The sequence below is a fragment of the Saccharopolyspora oryzae genome (assembly GCF_027853915.1).
Lineage (GTDB): Bacteria > Actinomycetota > Actinomycetes > Mycobacteriales > Pseudonocardiaceae > Saccharopolyspora > Saccharopolyspora oryzae.
Genome location: NZ_JAQGLA010000025.1, coordinates 1 through 22,566, shown reverse-complemented (window position 1 = coordinate 22,566; position 22,566 = coordinate 1). Strand labels below are relative to the sequence as shown.

20 protein-coding genes are annotated in these 22,566 nt (G+C 70.3%); 14 read left to right on the top strand and 6 right to left on the bottom strand.

The features are described from left to right. Positions 1-10: 10 nt before the first annotated feature. On the bottom strand, positions 11-1,009 hold the full coding sequence (locus OU415_RS17260) for an ABC transporter substrate-binding protein (protein ID WP_270949854.1): 999 nt from the start codon (positions 1,007-1,009) through the stop codon (positions 11-13). A 256-nt stretch (positions 1,010-1,265) separates the two neighbouring features. Beyond that, positions 1,266-1,532, bottom strand: a complete 267-nt coding sequence (locus tag OU415_RS17255; RefSeq protein WP_270949853.1) for a DUF3040 domain-containing protein — start codon at positions 1,530-1,532, stop codon at positions 1,266-1,268. Between the two features lie 164 nt (positions 1,533-1,696). On the opposite strand from OU415_RS17255, the gene OU415_RS17250 reads away from it, so the two are divergent. Beyond that, positions 1,697-2,053 (top strand): arsenate reductase family protein, encoded by a 357-nt coding sequence (locus tag OU415_RS17250; RefSeq protein ID WP_270949852.1) that lies wholly within the window; start codon positions 1,697-1,699, stop codon positions 2,051-2,053. 81 nt (positions 2,054-2,134) lie between these two features. Here OU415_RS17250 and OU415_RS17245 read toward each other — a convergent pair whose 3' ends face one another. After that, on the bottom strand, positions 2,135-4,618 hold the full coding sequence (locus OU415_RS17245) for an ATP-dependent Clp protease ATP-binding subunit (protein WP_270949851.1): 2,484 nt from the start codon (positions 4,616-4,618) through the stop codon (positions 2,135-2,137). Between the two features lie 212 nt (positions 4,619-4,830). Here OU415_RS17245 and OU415_RS17240 point away from each other — a divergent pair, with 212 nt between their 5' ends. From OU415_RS17240 to OU415_RS17225, 4 genes are all read left to right on the top strand, one after another. Continuing rightward, entirely contained in the window at positions 4,831-5,460 is a 630-nt protein-coding gene (locus OU415_RS17240) for a class I SAM-dependent methyltransferase (RefSeq protein WP_270949850.1), read from the top strand. Positions 5,461-5,518: 58 nt separating this feature from the next. Next, positions 5,519-6,022 (top strand): XdhC family protein, encoded by a 504-nt coding sequence (locus OU415_RS17235; protein WP_270949849.1) that lies wholly within the window; start codon positions 5,519-5,521, stop codon positions 6,020-6,022. A 106-nt stretch (positions 6,023-6,128) separates the two neighbouring features. Beyond that, the gene (locus OU415_RS17230; protein WP_270949848.1) at positions 6,129-6,893 is read left to right on the top strand and encodes an Abi-alpha family protein; all 765 of its coding nucleotides are present in this window, start codon (positions 6,129-6,131) and stop codon (positions 6,891-6,893) included. Beyond that, the gene (locus OU415_RS17225) at positions 6,890-8,122 is read left to right on the top strand and encodes a DUF445 domain-containing protein (RefSeq protein ID WP_270949847.1); all 1,233 of its coding nucleotides are present in this window, start codon (positions 6,890-6,892) and stop codon (positions 8,120-8,122) included. The genes OU415_RS17230 and OU415_RS17225 overlap by 4 nt, the downstream gene beginning before the upstream one ends. On the opposite strand, the gene recQ is transcribed toward OU415_RS17225, so the two are convergent. Further along, a complete protein-coding gene (gene recQ, locus OU415_RS17220) occupies positions 8,123-9,973 on the bottom strand; it encodes a DNA helicase RecQ (RefSeq protein ID WP_270949846.1) in 1,851 nt (616 codons plus the stop codon). 189 nt (positions 9,974-10,162) lie between these two features. Between recQ and OU415_RS17215 the strand changes: the two genes are divergently transcribed. The 4 genes from OU415_RS17215 to OU415_RS17200 all read left to right on the top strand — a co-directional run bounded on the left by OU415_RS17215 (position 10,163) and on the right by OU415_RS17200 (position 14,056). Continuing rightward, positions 10,163-11,260: an LLM class flavin-dependent oxidoreductase gene (locus OU415_RS17215; RefSeq protein ID WP_270949845.1), complete on the top strand. Its 1,098-nt coding sequence runs from the start codon at positions 10,163-10,165 to the stop codon at positions 11,258-11,260. Next, complete coding sequence (locus tag OU415_RS17210) at positions 11,257-11,856, top strand: FMN reductase (RefSeq protein ID WP_270949844.1); 600 nt, start codon at positions 11,257-11,259, stop codon at positions 11,854-11,856. Before OU415_RS17215 ends, OU415_RS17210 begins: the two co-directional genes overlap by 4 nt. Positions 11,857-11,990: 134 nt before the next feature. Beyond that, the gene (locus OU415_RS17205) at positions 11,991-12,629 is read left to right on the top strand and encodes an isochorismatase family protein (protein WP_270949843.1); all 639 of its coding nucleotides are present in this window, start codon (positions 11,991-11,993) and stop codon (positions 12,627-12,629) included. Positions 12,630-12,679: 50 nt separating this feature from the next. Beyond that, entirely contained in the window at positions 12,680-14,056 is a 1,377-nt protein-coding gene (locus OU415_RS17200) for a type I glutamate--ammonia ligase (protein ID WP_270949842.1), read from the top strand. 4 nt (positions 14,057-14,060) lie between these two features. Here the strand turns inward: OU415_RS17200 and OU415_RS17195 are convergent, their stop codons facing one another. Continuing rightward, entirely contained in the window at positions 14,061-15,470 is a 1,410-nt protein-coding gene (locus OU415_RS17195; protein WP_270949841.1) for an amidase, read from the bottom strand. 200 nt (positions 15,471-15,670) lie between these two features. Between OU415_RS17195 and OU415_RS17190 the strand changes: the two genes are divergently transcribed. The 4 genes from OU415_RS17190 to OU415_RS17175 all read left to right on the top strand — a co-directional run bounded on the left by OU415_RS17190 (position 15,671) and on the right by OU415_RS17175 (position 20,795). Further along, complete coding sequence (locus OU415_RS17190; RefSeq protein ID WP_270949840.1) at positions 15,671-16,849, top strand: TetR/AcrR family transcriptional regulator; 1,179 nt, start codon at positions 15,671-15,673, stop codon at positions 16,847-16,849. 204 nt (positions 16,850-17,053) lie between these two features. Next, positions 17,054-18,691 carry an acyl-CoA carboxylase subunit beta gene (locus OU415_RS17185; RefSeq protein ID WP_270949839.1) on the top strand — a complete coding sequence of 546 codons (1,638 nt, stop codon included), beginning with the start codon at positions 17,054-17,056 and terminating at the stop codon, positions 18,689-18,691. Between the two features lie 22 nt (positions 18,692-18,713). Beyond that, positions 18,714-18,968: an acyl-CoA carboxylase epsilon subunit gene (locus OU415_RS17180; protein WP_270949838.1), complete on the top strand. Its 255-nt coding sequence runs from the start codon at positions 18,714-18,716 to the stop codon at positions 18,966-18,968. 24 nt (positions 18,969-18,992) lie between these two features. Beyond that, positions 18,993-20,795 carry an acetyl/propionyl/methylcrotonyl-CoA carboxylase subunit alpha gene (locus tag OU415_RS17175; RefSeq protein ID WP_270949837.1) on the top strand — a complete coding sequence of 601 codons (1,803 nt, stop codon included), beginning with the start codon at positions 18,993-18,995 and terminating at the stop codon, positions 20,793-20,795. Between the two features lie 209 nt (positions 20,796-21,004). Here OU415_RS17175 and OU415_RS17170 read toward each other — a convergent pair whose 3' ends face one another. Next, positions 21,005-21,655, bottom strand: coding sequence for a TetR/AcrR family transcriptional regulator C-terminal domain-containing protein (locus OU415_RS17170; protein WP_270949836.1), 651 nt, complete (start codon positions 21,653-21,655; stop codon positions 21,005-21,007). A gap of 119 nt (positions 21,656-21,774) precedes the next feature. Here OU415_RS17170 and OU415_RS17165 point away from each other — a divergent pair, with 119 nt between their 5' ends. After that, positions 21,775-22,428, top strand: coding sequence for a DUF998 domain-containing protein (locus OU415_RS17165; RefSeq protein WP_270949835.1), 654 nt, complete (start codon positions 21,775-21,777; stop codon positions 22,426-22,428). Positions 22,429-22,566 lie beyond the last annotated feature (138 nt).

Genomic DNA, 22,566 nt, shown 5'->3' with positions numbered 1-22,566 from the left:
TCCGGTCTGCTCAGACTGCGGCGAGTTGTTCGGCGAACCTGGTGTCGACGAACTCGGCGAACTCGAATCGTCGCGGGATTTCCTTGGCGGCCACGAACGCGTCGGCGAGCTCCTGCTCGGAGCGGATCACCTCGGCGTCCAGCGGTGTCGGCAGGTCCGGTCCGGTTTCGGTGGCCCGCCGGGTGACCTCGATGGGCAGACCGGTGTCCTCGGCCCACGCTTGCGCGCGCTGCTCGCGGTTGGCGTCGGCGAATCGCTGTGCCTTGGCCAGTCGCACCAGGTAGTCGGCGATCGCCGTGTTCCGGCCGGCGTCGGCGAGCGCGGCGGGTCCTGCGACCTGGAAGCTCAGGCCGTTGGCGGTGCCGCGACCGTCGGCGAGCACCCGGACGTTGGACTCGAGCTGGATCTGGGAGAAGTAGGGGTCCCAGATGGCCCACGCGTCCACCGAGCCGTTCTTGAACGCGCCCATGGCGTCGGAGGGCTGCAGGTACACCAGTTCGACGTCGTCCGGGGTGAGTCCGGCTTTGCGCAGCGTCAGGAGGATCTGGCCGTGCGCGGAACTTCCCTTGGCCACTGCGATCTTGCGGCCGCGCAGCTGTTCGACCTGCTGCAGCGGGGAGCCCGGCAGCACCACGAGGGCGTCGCTCTCGACGTTGCCCTTGGACGCCGCGACGACCCGGATCTTGGCCTTGGCGGCAGCGGCGAACAGAGGTGGCGTGTTGCCGACGCCGCCGATGTCCACGGCGTCCGCCGAAACCGCCTCCAGCAACGGCGGCCCGGATGGGAAGGTGGCCCATTGCACCGCGTAGGGGAAGTCGTCGAGGCCTGCGGAACGCAGCAGCGACCGGGAGTTGCCCTTCTGGTCACCGACGCGCAGCGTCACCGCGGCGAGTTGCTGAGGGCTGACGGGTGCGGGAACCGGTGCTTGCTGAGGATCGGATCGTCCGCAGGCGGCGAGGAGTCCGGTCGAGGAGAGGGCGAGCACGGTCAGGAAATCACGACGGCGCACGATCGATTGCTCCGATTTCACGGGAAGCGGGCAGGAGGAAGTGGCCCCGAGCAGTGCGGCGACGGGCGCGCCGGGCAGCGGGGCGGATCAGTGCGGGGAGATCAGCGGGGACGACACGCGGAGCTGGCCTGCCGTCGAAGATCGACGTGCAAGCGCCAGGTCAACGCAATGCGTCCGGTCACACCGCAGATGCTCGCAATGCCCGCGCGCCAGCGTCAACGCTGCGCGGGATCCTCCCAAAGATCGGGAACGCGCTTCATTCCAGCCGGATCTGCCAGTTCCGGGAGACGAATGCGATCAAGGCCAGCGCTGCGGACAAGAACATGCCGCCGCCCTCGCCGAGGAAGAGGCACACGACAACCAGCGCCGCCGCCACCAGGACCAGCAGCATTCGCGGCGACAGCTGCAGCCACAACCGGCGCAGCGTGCTGGTTTCGGTCAGCCTCCGAGCCAGCTTCGGGTCGTCGCCCATGAGCTGGTTCTCGATCTCCTTCAGGCGGCGACGCTCGTCCCTGGGTAGCATGGCGCCTCCACGGATATCCGCCTCCTTGAACAAGTATTGCAACGATCGTGGCGCCTGTGAAGGGTCCATCGGCCCGCCCAGTTTTGTGCCTCGTGCGGTAGTCGAGGTTGGTCGTGGGCCTGGCAAGATCGGCGCATCGGGTTCCGCGTGTGGGGAGAGTGGGAATGGAGATCTGGGTCAACCCGGCGTGTTCGAAATGCCGGTCGGCCGTGTCCTTGCTGGACGAGGCGGGAGCGGAGTACACCGTGCGCCGCTACCTGGACGAACCGCCCACCGCGGCGGAGCTGGGCGAAGTGCTCGACCGGCTCGGGCTGGAGCCCTGGGACATCGTCCGGACGAACGAGGCGGTGGCCAAGGAGCTCGAGATGAAGACCTGGCCGAAGGACCCGGAGAACCGGGACCGGTGGATCGAAGCGATGGTCGAGCACCCGAAGCTCATCCAGCGTCCGATCATCACCGCCGACGACGGGACCACCGTGGTGGCCCGCACGCCCGAGGCCGTGCGGTCGGTCCTGCCCTGACGGGCCTGGCCGGGTGAGCGCGCCCGGACGAGCGAGAACGGGGCGGGCACGTCGCACGTGCCCGCCCCGTTCGGCTGGGCGTCAGGCCACGACCGGCTGGTCGACCTGCAGCGTCAGCTCGCCGTCGGCGGCCGAGACCCGCAGCCTGGCTCCCTCGGCGAGCTCGCCGTCCAGGATCAGGTCGCTGATCCGGTCGTCGACCTCGCGCTCGATCGCCCGCCGCAGCGGTCGGGCACCGAACTCCGGCTGGTAGCCGCGCTCGGAGATCCAGGCCACCGCCGCCTGGTCGAACTCGACGTCGATGCCCAGCTCGCCCAGCCGCCGCACGGTGTGCCCCAGCAGCATCCGGGTGATCGTGTGCAGCTGCTCGCCGTCGAGCCGCTTGAACACCACGATCTCGTTGATGCGGTTGAGGAATTCCGGCCGGAACGCCTCGCGCAGCCGCGGCATGATCCGCTCGTCCAGCGCCGGTGCGGCGTCGGTGGCGGTGAAGCCGATCTTGCCGCCGGGGCTGGAGATGACCTCCGAACCCAGGTTGCTGGTCATGATCAGCACCGTGTTGCTGAAGTCCACGGTGCGTCCCTGACCATCGGTCAGCCGACCGTCGTCGAGCACCTGCAACAGCGTGTTGAACACGTCCGGGTGCGCCTTCTCCACCTCGTCGAGCAGCACCACCGAGTACGGGTGCCGCCGCACAGCCTCGGTCAGCTCACCGGCCTCGCCGTGGCCGACGTACCCGGGCGGGGCGCCGACCAGCCGGCTGGCGGTGTGCCGTTCCTGAAACTCGCTCATGTCCAGCCGGATCATCCGCTGCTCGTCGCCGAACAGCGATTCGGCCAGCGCCTTGGCCAGCTCGGTCTTGCCGACCCCGGTCGGCCCGAGGAACAGGAAGCTGCCCACCGGGCGGTTCGGGTCGCCGAGCCCGCTGCGCGAGCGCCGCACCGCGCGGGCCAGCGCCCGCACCGCGTCGTCCTGCCCGACCACGCGTTCGTGCAGCTCCTGCTCGAGGCCCTGCAGCCGCTCCTTCTCCGCGGCGGTCAACCGGCTGACCGGAACCCCGGTCGCCCGCGCCACGATCTCGGCGATGTCCTCGGCGGTGACCTCCAGCTCCCCGGTGGTCCCGGCGTCGCCGAGCCCGGACCGGGCCTGGTTGATCTCGTCGCGCAGCGCCGACGCCCGCTCGTAGTCCTCCGCGGCGACCGCGTCGTCCTTCTGCTGCTCGAGCCGCTCGATGCGGCTGCGCAGCTCGGCGTCGTCCGGTGCCAGCGCGGCCAACCGCTTGCGGGCCCCGGCCTGGTCGATCAGGTCGATCGCCTTGTCCGGCAGGAACCGGTCGTTGATGTACTGGTCGGACAGCCGGGCCGCGGCCTGCACCGCTTCCTCGGTGTAGCGGACCTGGTGGTGCGCCTCGTAGTTCTCGCGCAGGCCCTGCAGGATCAGCACGGTGTCGGACACGCTCGGCTCGGGCACCTGCACCGGCTGGAACCGGCGCTCCAGGGCCGGGTCCTTCTCGATGTGCTTGCGGTACTCGTCCAGCGTGGTCGCCCCGATGACGTGCAGCTCGCCGCGGGCCAGGCGGGGCTTGAGCATGTTGCCCGCGTCCATCGCGCCCTCGGCGCCACCGGCACCGACCACGGTGTGCAGCTCGTCGACGAAGACGATCACCTCGTCGCGGTGCTCGGCGATCTCGTCGATGACCTTGGTCATCCGCTCCTCGAAGTCACCGCGGTAGCGGGTGCCGGCCAGCATGCCGGACAGGTCCAGCTGGACCACCCGCTTGCCGCTGAGCACCTGCGGGACCTGGTCGGCGACGATGCGCTGGGCCAGGCCTTCGGCGATCGCGGTCTTGCCGACGCCGGCCTCGCCGACCAGCACCGGGTTGTTCTTGGTGCGCCGGGACAGGATCTCCACGGTCTGCTCGATCTCGTCGGTGCGGCCGATCACCGGGTCCAGCTCGCCGTCGCGGGCCCGCGCGGTCAGGTCGCGGCCGTACTGGTCGAGGGTGGGGGTGTTGCTGTCCGCGTTCGGCTGTTCCTGCTCGACCTGCGGGCGCTGGGCCGCGGCGCGCAGCGCCTCGGGGCCGGCACCTGCCGAGCCGAGCAGCCGTCCGGTCTCGGAGTCGGGGCTCGCCGACATCGCCAGCAGCACGTGCAGCGGGCCGATGTAGGTGGAGCCGAGCGCGCGGGCGACCCGGTGGGCGTCGGCGAGCACCGTGCGCGCCGCCAGGGTCAGCGTCACCGGGCGATCGCCGGCGGCGTCACCGGCTGCGGGCAGGTGCGCCTCGACCTCCGCCGCGAACGCGTCGGGGTCGACGCCGACCTGCTTCAGCTGGGCGCGGGTGGGTTCCTCCTGCGTGGCGGACCACAGCAGGTGCAGCGCGTCCAGGTCGGTCTGGCCGCGGTCCCGCGCGAAGCGGGCACCGCCGCTGACCAGCTGCTGGGCCTGCTCGGTCATCAGCTGGGTGATGTCGATCCGCCGGGAGCCGGACGAGGCGTCGTCGGCTCCGAAGAATCGCGCGAAGTACTCGTCGAACGGGCCACCAGCCGGTCCGAAGAACGTCGCCATGCCTAACCTCCTCGCGACGGTGTTGCTGGCTTCCGCCGCCATCTACTTGAGTCGTCTCGTATCAACCAACGTAAGCCCCCTCCAGGTAATTCCCATCAGCCACAGGAGTGGCCTGAGTCACTCGGATCGCCGGTGGGCGAGGGGCGTTGACTTCGAGTGGAGTGGAAGTTGCACGTTGTGAGCGGCAGATGGTTCGTGGAGAGGTTGTGGGCATGGGGACTTCGCTGGACCGGACGGTGTTCGACACCGCTTACGAGGAGAACGCGGCGCCCTGGGTGATCGGCGAGCCGCAACCGGCGATCGTCGAGCTGGAGCGCCGTGGCGGCATCGGCGGGAAGGTGCTGGATCCGGGCTGCGGCGCCGGTGAGCACACGATCCTGCTGGCCGAACTGGGCTACGACGTGCTGGGCGTGGACTTCTCCCGCCCGGCGATCGAGCGTGCGCGCGCCAACGCGGCCGAGCACCAGGTCGAGGCCAGGTTCGAGATCGCTGACGCGCTGGCGCTGGACGGTGGCCCGTACGACACCGTCGTGGACAGCGCGCTGTTCCACGTGTTCGGGCCGGAGGACCGGGAGAAGTACGTGCGCAGCCTGCACGCGGTGTGCCGACCGGGTGCGGCCGTCCACGTCTTGGCCCTGGCCGATACCGGGCCCGGCTTCGGCCCGGAGATCTCGGAGGCGGTGGTGCGCGAGGCGTTCGGTGTGCCGGGCTGGCGGCTGGAGGGGATCGAGGAGCGCCGCTACCGGGGTGTCGCGGTGGGGGAGCACGCCGCTGCGTTGGGCGTCGAGGAGAACGCGGTGGTGGATCTGCCCGCCTGGTTGGCCCGCGCCACCCGGCTCTGATGTCCACAGTGGAGTCCGGGGGTGGTTCCGGCCGGTCGCTGCTGGCACACTCGGCGCCATGACCGAGGATGCTGCGTGCGCGGTGGCGCACGGTGAAGTGCAGGTGGATGCGGGTGATCGCGCGCTGGTGGCGGTGTTCGCGTCGCCGGTGGCGGAGCACCTGCTGCGATACGGCCGGGATCTCGGCTTCCGGGTCTCGCTGGTCGAACCGGACCCCGAGCGGGCAGCGGCGGCCGGTGGTGACGCGGTGACCGAGGTGCCGGAGCTGGGGCCGGGCGTCGACGTCGTGGTGACCGACCACCACCGCGAGGAACTCGGGCCGGTGCTGCAGGACGTGCTCAAGCGCGACGTCCGGTGGATCGGCGTCATGGGCAACCCGCGCCACGAGGGCCCGCACGTCGCGGCGCTGCGGGAGCTCGGTGTGCCGGATGCCGAGATCGCGCGCGTGCACCGCCCGATCGGCCTGAACATCGGCTCCCGGACTCCGCCGGAGATCGCCATCGCGACGCTCGCCGGGCTGCTGGCCGACCGCAACGGGAAGCCGGGCGGCTTCGAGTTCTGACCCCGCCCGCCGGTGCTCGCTTTTGCCGGGGTGCGCTGGTTATGCTCCGATCACTCAGCGCTGGGTCGACCCGGTGTTCGGTGTTTCCGGAGCGGAGGAATGCGGGTTGGACGGTCATCGGGCGGACGGGTCGCAGTCCGATGCGCTCGGCGAGTTGATCGGGTGGACGGCCAGGACGAGCTGGGGGCTCGCGCGCATCGGGTTCGGGTTGGTGCGGCAGCTGCCCGGTGGGGCCGAGGTGGAGCGCGGATTCCGGACCGTGGAGCGGGCGATCGCCACCGGTGCGCGGCAGTGGCTCGAGGAAGTCGAGTCGCACTCCGAGGAAGAGACCGACCCGGCGCCCGATGATCCGGACGATCAGACCGAGGACGCCCCGAAGGGGCAGGACCTGCGCGAGCGGATGGGCGAGCTGCTGTACCGCTCGGCCATGACCGGCCGCGAAGAGGCCACCGAAGACCTCTACTCGGGCATCCTGCGCCTCATCACACCGGACGAGGCCCGCATCCTCGCAGGTCTGGGCGATGGTTCGTCGTACCCGGTGCTGCACGTCGCCGAACGCGGCGTGGTGGGCGGAAACGCCCGAATAGTGCTGCGCAACGGTTCGACCGTGGGCCGTTCCGTGGGTGTGTCGTTGGCGGAGGAAACCCCGCACTACCTGACCCGCTTGCAGTCTCTCGGCCTGGTCGAGATCGGCCCGGCCCTGCCGGACGTGGACGACCAGTACGAGCTGCTGCAGACCGATACCCGGGTGCGCGAGGCGCTGAGCTCGCCCAAACCGACCAAGGTGGTGCGGCGCAGCGTGCGGATGTCGGCGCTCGGCACCCGGTTCTGGCAGCGGTGCGACCCCAGCTCCGAGTTAGGGGCCGGATGAACGCGATCATCCAGGACTTCGCCGCGCACTGGCCCGTCTACCTCTCCATCCCGGTGGTGGCGGCGCTCATCGGCTACGTCACCAAGGTGCTCGCCATCCGGATGATGTTCGGCCCGGTGGAGTTCAAGGGGATCAAACCGTTCCTCGGCTGGCAGGGCATCGTGCCCAAGCACGCGGCGAAGATGGCCGGCGTCGCCTGCGACACGCTCACCCAGCAGCTGATCCAGCCGCAGGAGGTCCTGGACCGGCTGGATCCCGAGCGGATCGTCGCCGAGGTCGAAGAGCCGCTGCGCCAGACCATCGAGGAGATCGTCCGCGAGGTCGCCTCGGCCTACCAGCCGGGGCTGTGGGAGTCGATGCCGCGCGGTGTGCAGCGCGCGGTGATCAGCAGGGTGCAGGCCGACGCGCCCCGGCTGCTGTCCGAGGTGCTCGGCGAGATCAAGTCCGATGTGGACAACGTCTTCGACCTCAAGGACATGGTGGTCACCAGCCTGGTCCGGGACAAGGAGCTGCTGAACCGGATCTTCCTGCAGGCCGGGGGCAAGGAGTTCCAGTTCATCCGCCGGTCCGGCGCGGTGTTCGGCGCGCTGATCGGCGTGGTGCAGATGTCGGCCTGGGTGGTGTTCAAGGTGCCGCTCATCATGCCGCTGTTCGGCCTGTTCACCGGTTGGTTCACCGACTGGCTCGCGCTCAAGATGATCTTCCGGCCGCAGCGGCCGAAGCGCTATTTCGGGTTCGAGTGGCAGGGGCTGTTCCACAAGCGCCGCGACGAGGTGGCCGAGGCCTACTGCGAGCTGATCGCCGCCGAGATCATCACCCCGCGCAACGTCATCGAGGCGGTGCTGCGGGGCCCGATGTCGGACAAGGTGATGGCCCTGGTGCAGCGCCAGGTCGACGACGAGCTCAGCCGCCGCGCGAGCATCGCCAAGCCGCTGCTCGTGCTCGCCATCGGCGGGCGCCGCTACCAGGACCTCAAGCACCGGGTCTCGGAGCTGCTGATGGCCAAGCTGCCGGAGACGATGGGCTACGTCGAGGACTACGCGGCCGACGCGATGGACATCCGCAACACGCTGGTCGGCAAGATGAAGGAGCTCGACGCCTCGGAGTTCGAGGAGCTGCTGCGCCCCGCGTTCCGCGAGGAGGAGCGAACCCTCATCGCCACCGGCGCCGCACTCGGCTTCGTCGTCGGCGAGGCGCAGGTGCTGGTCCTGGAGCACCTCGCCCCGTGATCACTCCTCCGCGGCGAGGGCGTCGAGCACGGCTTGGCCGTACTTGTTGAGCTTCTGCTCGCCGATCCCGCTGATGCCGCCGAGCTCGTCGAGGGTGGACGGCTGAGCTGCGGCGATCTGGCGCAGCGTCGAGTCGTGGAAGATGATGAACGGCGCTTTGCCCTCTTCGCGCGCGGTGGCCAGGCGCCAGGCGCGCAGCTTCTGGAAGACCGGTTCGGCCTCGGCGGGCATCTCCTGCGGGGGTTGCTTCGCGGCCTTCGCCTTGGGCGTCGACGCGACGCGCTTGGGTTCGGTGCGCAGCAGGACCTGGCGCGGGTCTTCCCGGCGCAGCACTTCACCGCTGGTCCCGGTGAGCACGATCGTGCCGTAGTCGCCCTCGACGGAGATCAGGCGCTGCGCCAGCAGCTGGCGGATCACCCCGCGCCACTCGTTGTCGCTCAGGTCGGAGCCGACGCCGAACACGCTGAGCGAGTCGTGCCGGAACTGCTCGACCTTCGGCGTCTTCTTGCCGCGCAGGATGTCGATGATCTGCCCGGCGCCGAACCGCTGGTTGCGCTCGCGGTCGAGCCGCACCACGGTCGACAGCAGCTTCTGCGCGGCGACCGTGCCGTCCCAGGACTCCGGCGGGTTCAGGCAGGTGTCGCAGTTCTGGCAGGCGTCCGGGTGGTCCTGCCCGAAGTAGGCGAGCAGTTGCGTGCGGCGGCAGCTCACGGTCTCGCACAGCGCCAGCATCGAGTCGAGGTGCCGGGACTGCATGCGGCGGTGCGCCTCGTCGCCGTCGGAGAGGTCGATCAGCTTGCGCTGCTGGACCACGTCCTGCAGGCCGTAGGCCATCCAGGCGGTGGAGGGCAGTCCGTCGCGGCCGGCGCGGCCGGTCTCCTGGTAGTAGCCCTCGACGGATTTGGGCAGGTCGAGGTGCGCGACGAAGCGCACGTCGGGTTTGTCGATGCCCATGCCGAAGGCGATGGTGGCGACCATGACCAGGCCTTCTTCGCGCAGGAACCGCGCCTGGTGCTTGGCGCGGACCTGCTTGTCCAGCCCGGCGTGGTAGGGCAGCGCGTCGATGCCGTTGGCGACCAGGAACTCCGCGGTCCGCTCCACCTCGGCGCGGGAGAGCCGGTAGATGATCCCGGCGTCCCCGGCGTGCTCGGTGCGCAGGAATTGCAGCAGCTGCTTGCGCGGATCGTTCTTGGGCACGATCCGGTACTGGATGTTGGGCCGGTCGAAGTCGGCGACGAAGTGCCGGGCCTCGGTCAGCTCGAGCCGGGTGGCGATCTCGCTGCGGGTCGCCGGGGTGGCGGTGGCGGTCAGGGCGATGCGCGGCACCGAGGGCCAGCGCTGGTGCAGCACCGACAGGTTGAGGTAGTCGGGGCGGAAGTCGTGGCCCCACTGCGCCACGCAGTGCGCCTCGTCGATGGCGAACAGCGAGACCTCGCCGCGGTCGAGCAGTTCCAGCGTCGAGTCCAGGCTCAGCCGTTCCGGCGCCAGGTAGAGGAGGTCGAGCTCGCCGGCGACGAACGCCTGCTCGGTGTCGCGGCGCTGCTCGTAGCTCTGGGTGGAGTTGAGGAAGCCGGCTCGGACGCCGAGCTCGTTGAGCGCGTCCACCTGGTCCTGCATCAGCGCGATCAGCGGTGAGACGACGATCCCGACACCGGGTCGCACCAGCGCGGGGATCTGGTAGCACAGCGACTTGCCCCCGCCGGTGGGCATCAGGACGAGCGCGTCGCCGCCTCCGACCACGTGCTCGACGATCTCCTGCTGCTCGCCGCGGAAGGAGTCGTAGCCGAACACCCGCTGCAGGACTTGCTGCGCATCGCTGATCGCCAGGTCCGGGGAAGCCACGGCGCGCATCTTACGCAGCCCCCACGACGGCGAGCTGTTGTGCCGGTGCCGACATGCCCGGGCGCGTCGGGGTGCCCGCTGTGACGTGCGTCCCGCCGGTACCGACTGGCGCCGGGAATAGCTCGTAGGGAAGAATCGTTCACGGAAGTAGTTGCATCTCGTACTAAATGGGCGGGATCTGGTAGCGAGGGAGCTGACATGCAGTTCGGGATCTTCACGGTCGGCGACGTCACCGCGGACCCGACCACCGGCCGCACCCCCACCGAGGCGGAGCGGATCAAGGCGATGGTGCGGATCGCGCTGAAGGCCGAGGAGGTCGGCCTGGACGTCTTCGCCACCGGTGAGCACCACAACCCGCCGTTCGTGCCGTCCTCGCCGACCACCATGCTCGGCTACGTGGCGGCCAGCACCGAGCGGCTGATCCTGTCCACCTCGACCACCCTGATCACCACGAACGACCCGGTGAAGATCGCCGAGGACTTCGCGATGCTGCAGCACCTGGCCGGGGGCCGGGTGGACCTGATGATGGGCCGCGGCAACACCGGCCCGGTGTACCCGTGGTTCGGCCAGGACATCCGCCAGGGCATCCCGCTGGCCATCGAGAACTACCACCTGCTGCACCGGTTGTGGCGCGAGGACGTGGTCGACTGGGAGGGCAAGTTCCGCACCCCGCTGCAGGGCTTCACCTCCACGCCGCGCCCGCTGGACGACGTCCCGCCGTTCGTCTGGCACGGCTCCATCCGCAGCCCGGAGATCGCCGAGCAGGCCGCCTACTACGGCGACGGCTTCTTCCACAACCACATCTTCTGGCCCAAGGAGCACACCGCGCGGATGGTGGACCTGTACCGCCGCCGGTTCGAGCACTACGGCCACGGTTCGGCGGACCAGGCGATCGTCGGTCTGGGCGGCCAGGTGTTCATGCGCAAGAACTCCCAGGACGCGGTGCGCGAGTTCCGGCCGTACTTCGACCACGCGCCGGTCTACGGCGGCGGGCCGACGTTGGAGGAGTTCACCGAGCAGACGCCGCTGACCGTGGGCAGCCCGCAGGAAGTCATCGACCGGACCCTGGGCTTCCGCGACTACGTCGGCGACTATCAGCGCCAGCTGTTCCTGATGGACCACGCCGGGTTGCCGCTCAAGACCGTGCTGGAGCAGCTCGACCTGCTCGGCGAGGAGGTCGTCCCGGTGCTGCGCAAGGAATTCGAGTCGCGGCGGCCCAGCCACGTCCCGGAGGCGCCGACGCACGCCTCCCTGCTGGCGGCGAAGGACGCGAAGAAGATGGAGGCTGCGAAGTGACTGAGCGGAAGCTGGTCGTCGTCTCGGCGGGCTTGAGCCAGCCGTCCTCGACCCGGCTGCTGGCCGATCGGCTGACCACCGCCACCGAGCGGGAGCTGCCGGTGCGCACCCGGGTGGTGGAGCTGCGCGACCACGCCAAGGACATCGCCAACAACCTGGTCACCGGGTTCCCCGGCACCGAGCTGCGGGAGGTGCTCGACGACGTGGCCGCGGCCGACGGGCTGATCGCGGTGACGCCGATCTTCCAGGCCTCCTACAGCGGGTTGTTCAAGTCGTTCTTCGACGTGGTGGACAACGAATCGCTGGTGGGCAAGCCGGTGCTGATGGGTGCCACCGGCGGCTCGCCACGCCATTCGCTGGCGCTCGAGCACGCGATGCGCCCGATGTTCAGCTACCTGCGCGCGACCGTGGTGCCGACGGCGGTCTACGCGGCGTCGGAGGACTGGGGCAACGGTGGCGACGGCACGGCCCTGGCCGACCGCATCGACCGCGCGGCGGGGGAGTTCGCGGCCCTGATCGCGGCTCGCCCGGTCGCGGCCGGCGCGGACCCGTTCGAGGACGTCGTCTCCTTCGAGCAGCTGCTGGCCCAGAACTGATCCCGGGTGGAGGGCGCTGCCCGCAGCGGGTGGCGCCCTCCCGGCGTCGGCGAGATCGTAGACGCACGTTCCCAAGCGTGGGCTGTCCACAACCGCGGTGCCGGACACAGCCCGTGCTCGGAGAGGAGACCGCCATGGCCAAGACCCAGCCCGAACCCCGACGTGATCCCCGGACCGACCACCTGCTCACGCCCGAGAACTGCGTCGTGGCGCTGATCGACTTCCAACCCGAGCAGTACTCCACGGTCACCTCCAGCACCCGCGAGGAGATCGACCTGAACGTGCTCGCCCTGTGCAAGCTGGCCACGGCCTACGACGTCCCGGTCGTCGTCTCCACGGTCGGCGTCGACATGGGGGTCAACAAGGGCACGTCGCAGCGGATCCTGGACGAGCTGCCGGGGGTCGAGGAGATCGACCGCACCGGCGTCAACGCCTGGGAGGACGCGGACTTCCGCGGTGCGATCGAGGGCTCGGGCCGCCGCAAGGTGGTCATCGCAGGCCTCTGGACCGAGGTGTGCCTGACCTTCCCGGTGCTGGACATGCTCGCCGAGGGCTACGACGTCCACCCGGTCGCCGACGCGGTCGGCGGGATCAGTCCGGTGGCGCACGACCGCGCGTTCGACCGGATGATCTCGGCCGGGGCGCAGCCGGTCACCGCGATCTCCTTCGGCGCCGAGCTGATGCGCAACTGGGCGCGCCCCGACTCCGACAACCTGCGCAAGGTCATGCGCTGGTACTTCCCGGAGCGGCAGCGCTTGGGGCTGGGATCCTGACCGGTCGGTTCCGGGTGTCCTGAGCCGCCCGAGGTGGCTACGGTGGCGGTGTGGCTGATCGGATTCCGGCGTCCGAGCCGGTGGGGTTGACCGCCGTCATCGCGCGATTGCGCGACGACGGCGTGAGCCTCATCGAGTTGTCTTTTGTGGACAATGCGGGGAACGTGCGGGTCAAGGCCGTGCCGCTGGAGCGGTTGGCCGCTGCGACGCGGTTCGGGGTCGGCGCCTCGCCGTGCTTCGAGACCTTCACCTTCGACGACGTGATGGTGCCCGGCCGCTACTTGGGTGGCCCGGACGGCGACCTGCGGTTGGTGCCGGACGTGCACCGGCTGGTCCGGTTGGCCGCGCTGCCGGGCTGGGCCTGGGCGCCCGCAGACAAGTTCACCCAGGACGGAGAGCGGTTCGTCGGGTGCCAGCGCGCGTTCGCCGCCCGGCAGGTCCGGGCCGCCGCTGACCTCGGGCTGACGGCCTCCGCGGCTTTCGAGCACGAGTGGGTGTTGGGCCGGGACGACACCGAGGACTTCGTCCCGGCCTTCGACGGACCTGCCTACGGTCAGATCCGGGTGGAAGCCACCGCCGGCTACGCCCGCGAGCTCGCCGCCGCCCTGCACGAGCAGGGGCTGGACGTCCAGCAGTTCCACCCGGAGTACGCGCTCGGCCAGGTCGAGCTCTCGGTGGCGGCGTCCGACCCGGTCGCTGCCGCCGACGACGCGGTGCTGGTCCGGCACACCGTGCGCTCGGTGGCGAGGCGGCACGGTTGGCGGGCGAGCTTCGCGCCTTGCCTGGTGCCCGGTGGCGGCGGTTCTGGTGGACACCTGCACCTGTCGGTGCACGACGAGGACGGCAACCTGTTCGCCGGCGGTTCGGGCCCGCACGGGCTGCGCCCGGCGGGGGAGGCGTTCCTGGCCGGTGTGCTGCGGGAACTGCCCGCATTGCTGGCCATCGGTGCCGGCAACCCGGCGAGCTTCCTGCGGCTGAAGCCGTCCAGCTGGGCCGGGGTGTGGCAGGTGTGGGGTCGTGAGGCGCGCGAGGCGGCGCTGCGGCTGATCACCGGTACGACCGGCACCGAGCAGTGGGCCGCGAACGCCGAGGTGAAGTGCTTCGACGCCACCGCGAACCCCTACCTCGCGGTCGGTGCGGTGCTCGCTGCCGGTCTCGCCGGTGTGCGCGAGGAACTGCGGCTTCCCGGCGAAGTCACCGGCGACCCGGCGGCGCTCGACGAGCGCGCCCGGGAGTCGGCCGGAATCCGGCGCCTGCCCACGAACCCGGCCGAGGCCGCTGACGCGCTGGCGGCCTCAGCAGTGCTGGCCGATGCGATGGGCCCCGAAATGCACGACGCGATGCTCACCGTCCGCCGAGCCGAGGCCGAGCGCTTCGCCGACGCGGACCCCGAGGAACTCGTTGCCGCCACCCGCTGGCGCTGGTGACCGGTCAGTCCGAGGTGTGCTCGAAGGCCCGGGCCAGGCGCAGCAGCGTTGATTCGGCGTGGTGGGCGCCGACGAGCTGCACGCCCACCGGGAGGCCGTCGCTCGTGGTCCCCGCCGGGACGGAGATGGCCGGCAGGCCGATCACGCTGAGCCCGAAGGTGTAGCGGACGAACGTCGGGAACGGATCGACCGACCGCCCGTTGTGCTGCATCAGACCGGTCTCCGCCAACGGGATCGCCGGAGCAGGCGCGGTGGGCGTGAGCAGAACGTCCACATCGGACAGCGCGGTCAGGTATCCGCGGCGGATGGCGGGCACGGTCTCGTTGATCGCGTCCAGGTACTCGTGCGCGGGAACGGGCGAGGCGTCCGCGCCGACCTGGCTGCGGAGCAGGGCTGCGACGTCGGCGCCGAAATCGTCCAGGCGCTGCTCGATCGAGCCGAGCCCGCGCTCGCGGAACAACTCCGCCACCAGCACGACCGCTTCCGGAGTGGCGATCAGGAAACCGGTCTCGCTGCCGATCTCGGCGTGCTCGACGGTCACCTCGCGCAGTTCGGCGCCCGCGTCGACGAACCGCTGCGCGGCCTCGCGGTACACCCGCTCGACCTCCGGGTGGTTGTCCGCCCAGTAGTCGCCCACCGGAATGCCGATGCGAACACCGCGCAGCGCCGCGGGATCGGTCGGCAACGCCGATGGCGCCACCGTCTCGCCACCGGTGAGCACGTGCATCAGCAGCGCGGAGTCCGTGACGTCCCGGGTGATCGGCCCGGGCACGTCGAAGCCGTAGGACACCTGCAGCACGCCGTCCAGCGGCAACCGGTCGCGTGTCGGCTTCAGCCCGACCGCGCCGCACACCGCGGCCGGGATGCGCACGGATCCGCCGGTGTCGGTGCCCATGGCGGCAGGCACGATCCGCGCAGCGACCGCCGCGCCGGATCCGCCGCTGGAACCGCCCGCGCTTCGCGTCGGGTCGACCGGGTTGCGCACCGGGCCGAAGTGCGGGTTGTCCGAGGTGATGCCGAAGCTGTACTCGTGCATGTTGGTCTTGCCGACGATGACCGCACCAGCGTCGGTCAGGCGCTGCACCACCGCGGCATCGGTGTCCGGCGTCCAGTCCCGCAGCACGCCCATGCCGCCGGTCGTCCTGATGCCCGCGGTCCGGTAGTTGTCCTTGACGCTGAAGGGAATCCCGTGCAGCGGGCCGACCGGTCCGCGTTCGGCGAGCTGCTGGTCTAGCGCGTCGGCGCGTTTGACGGCGTCCTCGGCGAGGGTGATGTGGGCGTTGAGCTCGTCCAGCGCCGCGGCCCGCTCCAGGCTGGCCGACACCAGATCGCGGCTGGACAGCGCTCCGCCGCGCAGCCGTGCGGCGAGACCGGTGACCCCGGTTGCGATCAGGTCGGCGTTCTCTGGCGGCATGCGGCGGCTCCTGGTCGTGCGGTGGTGATGCCGAAGTATCACGTGCCACGGGCGCGATCGAAAGGCCTGCCGGATAAGGGTTCTGCGTATTGAGCGCCAGCTCAGCGGCTGCTAACGGGTGCGGTCTGCCATGCTTCTCTGGCACCGGGCGCGAGCAGTGCGCAAGTATGCTCGGGACCGCCCGGGAGAGGAAGGACGCGATGCCCGAGGTGACCAATCCGCCCGCCCGCAACACGCGTCCGCGCAACCGGCGCGCGCTGATCACCGCTGCCGCCGCGGACCTGTTCTACCGGCAGGGCTACGCGCGGGTGGGCATGAGCGACATCGCCGAAGCCGTCGGGGTCGGGTCCTCGGCGCTGTACCGGCACTTCGCGGGCAAGCAGCAGCTGCTGACCCGGGTCGTGCTCGACGAGCTGCGGCCGTTCAGCGAGATCACCGCCGAGGTCACCGACCTGGACCAGGTGGTGGACCGGCTCGCCGCGGCCGCGCTGGAGCACCGCCAGCTGGGCGTGCTCTGGCAGCGCGAGGCCCGGCAGCTCCCCGATGAGCAGCGCGACGCGCTGCGCGACGAGCTGCGCGAGGTCGCCAGCGGTCTGTCCGAGGTGGCCCGCGCCTTCCGGCCCGAGCTGACCGGCCAGGACGCCCGGTTCCGCGCCTGGTGCACGTTCAGCGTGCTGACCAGCCCCTCCTACCACCAGGTCGACCTGCCGAGGCGGGAGTTCGAGCAGCTGCTGCGGGCGATGGTGGTGGTCATCGGCAACCAGGCCCCGCACCGGTTCGCCGAGCGCCGCGCCGGCTCCGACCAGCGGTCGGCGCTGTTCGCCAGCCGCGCCTCCCGGCGCCGCCTGCTGCTGGCGGCGGCGACGCGGCTGTTCTCCGACGCCGGCTACACCAAGGTGACCACCGAGGACGTCGGCGCGGCGGCCGGGATCGCCGGGCCCAGCCTCTACAACTACTTCGCCAGCAAGCAGGAGCTGCTCGGCACGGTGATCACCCGCGGCAACGCGTGGCTGGAGGTGGAGCTGGAACGCACCCTGGCCAGCACCCCGGCCGCCGACGACGCGCTGCGCGAGCTGCTGCGCTCCTACATCACCTTCGCCTTCGACCACGGCCGCTTCATCGACATCCTGGTCAGCGAGGTCAACCACCTGCCCGACGACGAGCGGCACCGGGCGCGGCAGACCCAGCACGCCTACGTCGCCGAGTGGGTCGGGCTGCTGTGCGAGGCGCGGCCGGAGCTGGACCAGGTGCGTTCCCGGATCCTGGTGCAGGCGGCGCTGACGGTGGCCAACGACATGGCGCGCACCGGCGCGGTCCGCGACGTCGAGGCGTTGTTGCGGGTCGGCGCGGCGCTGATGCTGGACACGCCCGTCGACTGATCTAGGGCGCGGCTATCCGCCGTTCACTTAACCGTCGAATTGGCAGCTAGATGGCGGTGGGCGCGGACTAGGCGCTGGTCACTTCCGGATTGACTTCGGCGTACCCGTCCCACTAATCTCCGCGATGGCCAGTGCTGCGTGCGCCGAGATCGCCGTCGTGCGCGGATACTGGGGTCGAGCAGGTAACGAGGACGGGTTGGTTGCATGAGCAGCGCGACGGAGCCGGTCGGTCAGCCACCGGTGGACGTGCCGGACATCCACACGACCGCGGGCAAGCTGGCGGATCTGTACCGGCGGAACGACGAGGCGGTGCACGCCGGCTCGGAACGCGCGGTGGCCAAGCAGCACGAGAAGGGCAAGTACACCGCCCGCGAGCGCATCGACCTGCTGCTGGACCCGGGCTCGTTCGTGGAGCTCGACGAGCACGCGCGGCACCGCTCCACCAACTTCGGGCTGGACGCCAACCGCCCCTACGGCGACGGCGTGGTGACCGGTTACGGCACCGTCGACGGCCGCAAGGTGTGCGTGTTCTCCCAGGACTTCACCGTCTTCGGCGGTTCGCTGGGCGAGGTCTTCGGCGAGAAGATCGTCAAGGTCATGGACCTGGCGCTCAAGACCGGCTGCCCGCTGATCGGCATCAACGACTCCGGCGGTGCGCGGATCCAGGAAGGCGTCGCGGCGCTGGGCCTCTACGCCGAGATCTTCAAGCGCAACACCCACGCCTCCGGCGTGATCCCGCAGATCTCGCTGATCATGGGCCCGTGCGCGGGCGGTGCGGTGTACTCGCCGGCGATCACCGACTTCACCGTGATGGTCGACCAGACCTCGCACATGTTCATCACCGGTCCGGACGTGATCAAGACGGTCACCGGTGAGGACGTCACCTTCGAGGAGCTCGGCGGCGCCCGCACGCACAACTCCCGCTCGGGCAACGCGCACTACCTGGCCGCCGACGAGGACGACGCGATCGGCTACGTCAAGGAGCTGCTGTCGTTCCTGCCCAGCAACAACCTCGCCGAGGCGCCGGTGTTCGACGCCGAGGTCGCCGGTGGCGCGATCGCGGATTCGATCAACGACACCGATCGCGAGCTGGACGCCCTGGTCCCGGACTCGCCGAACCAGCCCTACGACATGCTCGAGGTCATCTCGCGCGTCGTGGACGACGAGGACTTCCTGGAGGTCGGGGCGCTGTTCGCGCCGAACATCGTCACCGGCTTCGGCCGCGTCGAGGGCCACCCGGTGGGCGTGGTGGCCAACCAGCCCACCCAGTTCGCCGGCACCCTGGACATCGACGCCAGCGAGAAGGCCGCGCGGTTCGTGCGGACCTGCGACGCGTTCAACATCCCGGTGCTGACCTTCGTGGACGTGCCGGGCTTCCTGCCGGGCACCGACCAGGAGTGGAACGGCATCATCCGCCGCGGCGCGAAGCTGCTCTACGCCTACGCCGAGGCCACCGTCCCGCTGGTCACCGTGATCACCCGCAAGGCCTACGGCGGCGCCTACGACGTGATGGGCTCCAAGCACCTGGGCGCGGACGTCAACCTGGCCTGGCCGACGGCGCAGATCGCGGTGATGGGCGCGCAGGGCGCGGTCAACATCCTCTACCGGCGCCGGCTGGCCGAGGCCGTGGACAACGGCGAGGACGTCGAAGCGGTGCGCGCGCAGTTGCAGCAGGAGTACGAGGACACCCTGTGCAACCCCTACGTCGCGGCGGAGCGCGGTTACGTCGACTCGGTGATCCCGCCGTCGTTCACCCGCGGGTACGTGGCGCGGTCGCTGCGGATGCTGCGGGACAAGCGCGAGAGCCTGCCCGCCAAGAAGCACGGCAACATCCCGCTGTGACGCCTGCCCGAGGAGGTGCGCAATGAGCCACGACGCGGACGCGGCACCGGAGCGGCCGGTGCTGCGCATCGTGCGCGGTGATCCCGACGAGGTCGAGCTCGCCGCGCTGACCGCAGCGCTGACCGGGCTGGCCGCGGCCAAGGCCGCACCGGCGGAACCGGAGAGCGAGCCGATGTCGCTGTGGGGCGACCCGGCCGCGGCGGTCCGCCACCCGGCGGGGCGGCGACCGCTGCGCCCCGGCCCGCACGCTTGGCGCGCTTCGGCGCTGCCGGGCTGAGGTGTTCAGACAAGTTTTCGCCAGATGTCCGGCGTCGCGCCGGGAAATGAGGGGTTGACCACTGTGGACGTGACGCCGATCAGCAAGGTTCTGATCGCCAACCGCGGTGAGATCGCGGTGCGGGTGATCCGCGCCTGCAAGGACGAGGACATCGCCTCCGTCGCCGTGTACGCCGAGCCGGACGCCGACGCGCAGTTCGTGCGGATGGCCGACGAGGCCTTCGCGCTGGGCGGTTCCACGCCCGGCGAGTCGTACCTGAACATCGACAAGATCATCGACGCGGCCAAGCGGGCGGAAGCCGACGCGGTGCACCCGGGTTACGGGTTCCTGTCGGAGAACGCCGAGTTCGCCCAGGCGGTGCTGGACGCGGGCCTGATCTGGATCGGCCCGTCGCCGCAGGCGATCCGCGACCTCGGCGACAAGGTCACCGCCCGCCACATCGCCACCCGCGCCGGTGCGCCGCTGGTGCCCGGCACCAAGAACCCGGTGTCCGGTGCCGACGAGGTGGTCGCCTTCGCCGAGGAGCACGGGCTGCCGGTGGCCATCAAGGCCGCTTTCGGCGGTGGTGGCCGCGGTCTGAAGGTGGCCCGGACGATCGAGGAGATTCCCGAGCTCTACGCCTCGGCGGTGCGCGAGGCCGAGACCGCGTTCGGGCGCGGCGAGTGCTTCGTGGAGCGCTACCTGGACCGGCCGCGCCACGTCGAGGCGCAGGTGCTGGCCGACCAGCACGGCAACGTGGTCGTCGTCGGCACCCGCGACTGCTCGCTGCAGCGCCGTCACCAGAAGCTGGTCGAGGAGGCCCCGGCGCCGTTCCTCAGCGACGAGCAGCGCCGCACCATCCACGAGGCGGCCCGCGCGATCTGCTCGGAGGCCGGCTACTACGGCGCGGGCACCGTGGAGTTCCTGGTCGGGCTGGACGGGACGATCTCGTTCCTGGAGGTCAACACCCGGCTGCAGGTGGAGCACCCGGTGTCGGAGGAGACCACCGGCATCGACCTGGTCCGCGGGCAGTTCCGCATCGCGGCGGGGGAGAAGCTGGCGTTCGACGAGGACCCGGCGCCGCGCGGCCACTCCTTCGAGTTCCGCATCAACGGTGAGGACGCGGGCCGCGGCTTCCTGCCCGCCCCCGGCACCGTGACCCGCTTCGTCGCGCCGCAGGGCCCGGGCGTGCGGGTGGACGCTGGTGTGGAGTCGGGCAGCGTCATCGGTGGGCAGTTCGACTCGCTGCTGGCCAAGGTGATCGTGACCGGCGCGGACCGCCAGCAGGCGCTGGAGCGCTCGCGCCGCGTCCTGGACGAGATGGTCGTCGAGGGCATGGCCACGGTCCTGCCGTTCCACCGCGTGATCGTGCGCGACCCGGCGTTCACCGGCACCGACGGCTTCTCCGTGCACACCCGCTGGATCGAGACCGAGTTCGACAACACCATCGAGCCGTTCACCGGCGGCGCCGAGGTCGAGGAGCCGGAAGCCCGGCAGAGCATCACCGTCGAGGTCGGCGGCCGCCGACTCGAGGTCACGCTGCCCGCCGAACTGGCGGTGTCCGGCGCGGCACCGGCCGGGAAGGCCAAGCCGCGCAAGCGTTCCGCGGGCAAGGCCGGCGCGGCCGTGTCGGGTGACGCGGTGACGGCGCCGATGCAGGGCACCATCGTCAAGGTCGCGGTCACCGACGGCCAGCAGGTCGAGGCAGGCGAGCAGATTGCGGTCCTGGAAGCGATGAAGATGGAGAACCCGGTGACGGCCCACAAGGCGGGCACGGTCACGGGCCTGTCGGCCCAACCGGGCGACTCGGTCTCCCAGGGCACCACCCTCTGCGAGATCAAGGACTGACGCTCCAACGCGGTTCGGCCCTGCTCGGAGTTCAACTCCGCGCAGGGCCGAACCGCGTTTCACCAATGAGTTCGGCGTCAGTCCGCGGTCATGCTCCGAGACAGCAGCGGTCCCAGCGACGAACAGGGTCCTCGCTGCCTCGGTGGCCGAATACGACGTCGCGGATGTGCGCTCGATGACTTGATCGGCTGGCGGAATGGCCAGGGGCGTCAGGGTTCTCTCGCCAGCGCTCGCATTCCGTCGATGAGCATGCCCAAGCCCTGTTCGAAGGCCTCGGGACCTTCTGGCGGTCCGCCTTCCCGGATGGCCGCCTCCAGGAAGGGCAACCGTTCTGGCGGAGCGGTTTGTTCCTGGGAGCGGTGCTTCTGGCGCTTTTCGGTGCGCGGGCGTGCTTGTGCGGCTTGTTCTTCCAGGACGAAGCCCGTGATGTAGTGCCCGATGGCGATGACCGCGCGCATCGCCTGGACCGGGCTGAACCCGTACTCCGAGAGCGCGCGCAGGTCGTCGTCGAACCTCCGCGCCACCTCGGGGCCGGGGCTGCTGCCGGACACCAGCCGGGCGCCGTCGCGGCGGGAGAGCAGGAGCGCGCGGCGTTCGTGGGCCAGCCGGGCGATCCACTCCGGCCAGGGCTCGCCCTCGCGCGGCTGCGTCCCGCCCCCGACGGTCTGGAGCTGCTGGGACATCAGGTCCAGCAGCTCCTGCTTGTCGCGGAAGTGCCAGTACAGCGCGGGTGACTTGACGCCGAGTTCGGTCGCCAGCCGTCGCACCGTCAGGCCGTCCAGGCCGACTTCGTCGAGCAGATCCAGGGCCGTTGCGACCACCGAGTCGCGGTCGAGCCCGTTGCGCTTGGCGTCCTCCACGGTTTGACACCTTAACAGTGCTAAAGCTAGCTTAGCGTCGTTAAGGATTTAACAGTGCTAAGGAGATGTGCATGGCCGCGCGTACGGACCGGGTCACCCGCGCTCTGCTCGCCTGCGGGATGGCTCCGCTGCTGTTCATCGTCGTCATCCTGATCCAGGGCGAGCTGCGCTCCGGCTACGATCCGCTGCACCACTGGGGGAGCGAGCTCAGCCTGGGCGACCAGGGCTGGATCCAGATCGCCAACTTCATCGCGACCGGAGCGCTGACCATCACCTTCGCCGTGGGCTTGCGACGGGTGCTCGCCGGCGGTCCGGGCGCGGCGGCGATCCCGTTGCTCGCCGGTGCTTTCGGCCTGGAACTCATCATTCAGGGGATCTTCACCGCCGACCCTTACGTGGGCTATCCGGTCGGCAGCAAGGGGACTACCGACTACTCCCTGTCGGGCTGGGTGCACAACCTGAACATGTTCCCGACCTTCGCCGCGCTGACGGCCGCAGTCCTCGCGGTTGCGTACCGGTCAGCGCGGAACCGCGAACTGGCATGGGCGGTCCTCAGTGTCATCGTCGCGATCCTGATCCCCGCCGCCATCGTGGTCGCCGCCAACAGCTTCGACATGGACACCCAGGTGGGGCGCTATCACGGCCTGTGGCAACGAATCGGCTTGGGAATCACCGGAATCTGGTACGCGCTCTACGCCGTCCGCCTGCTTCGTCGAACCCTGAACATCTCGCCCCGTGCTGGTCAGGAGGTCAGAGGGGTGGCGGCAAGGTGATGGTGCTGGTTGGGGGGGTGTTCCTATGGTTTTGTCAAGCGGCTGCTGGGGGCGCCGTGGGTCGGGTTGGCTGGTAGTGGGTCTTGTTTTTGAGCATGGCGAACAGGACGTCGCAGCGTCGTCGGGCCAGGCAGATCA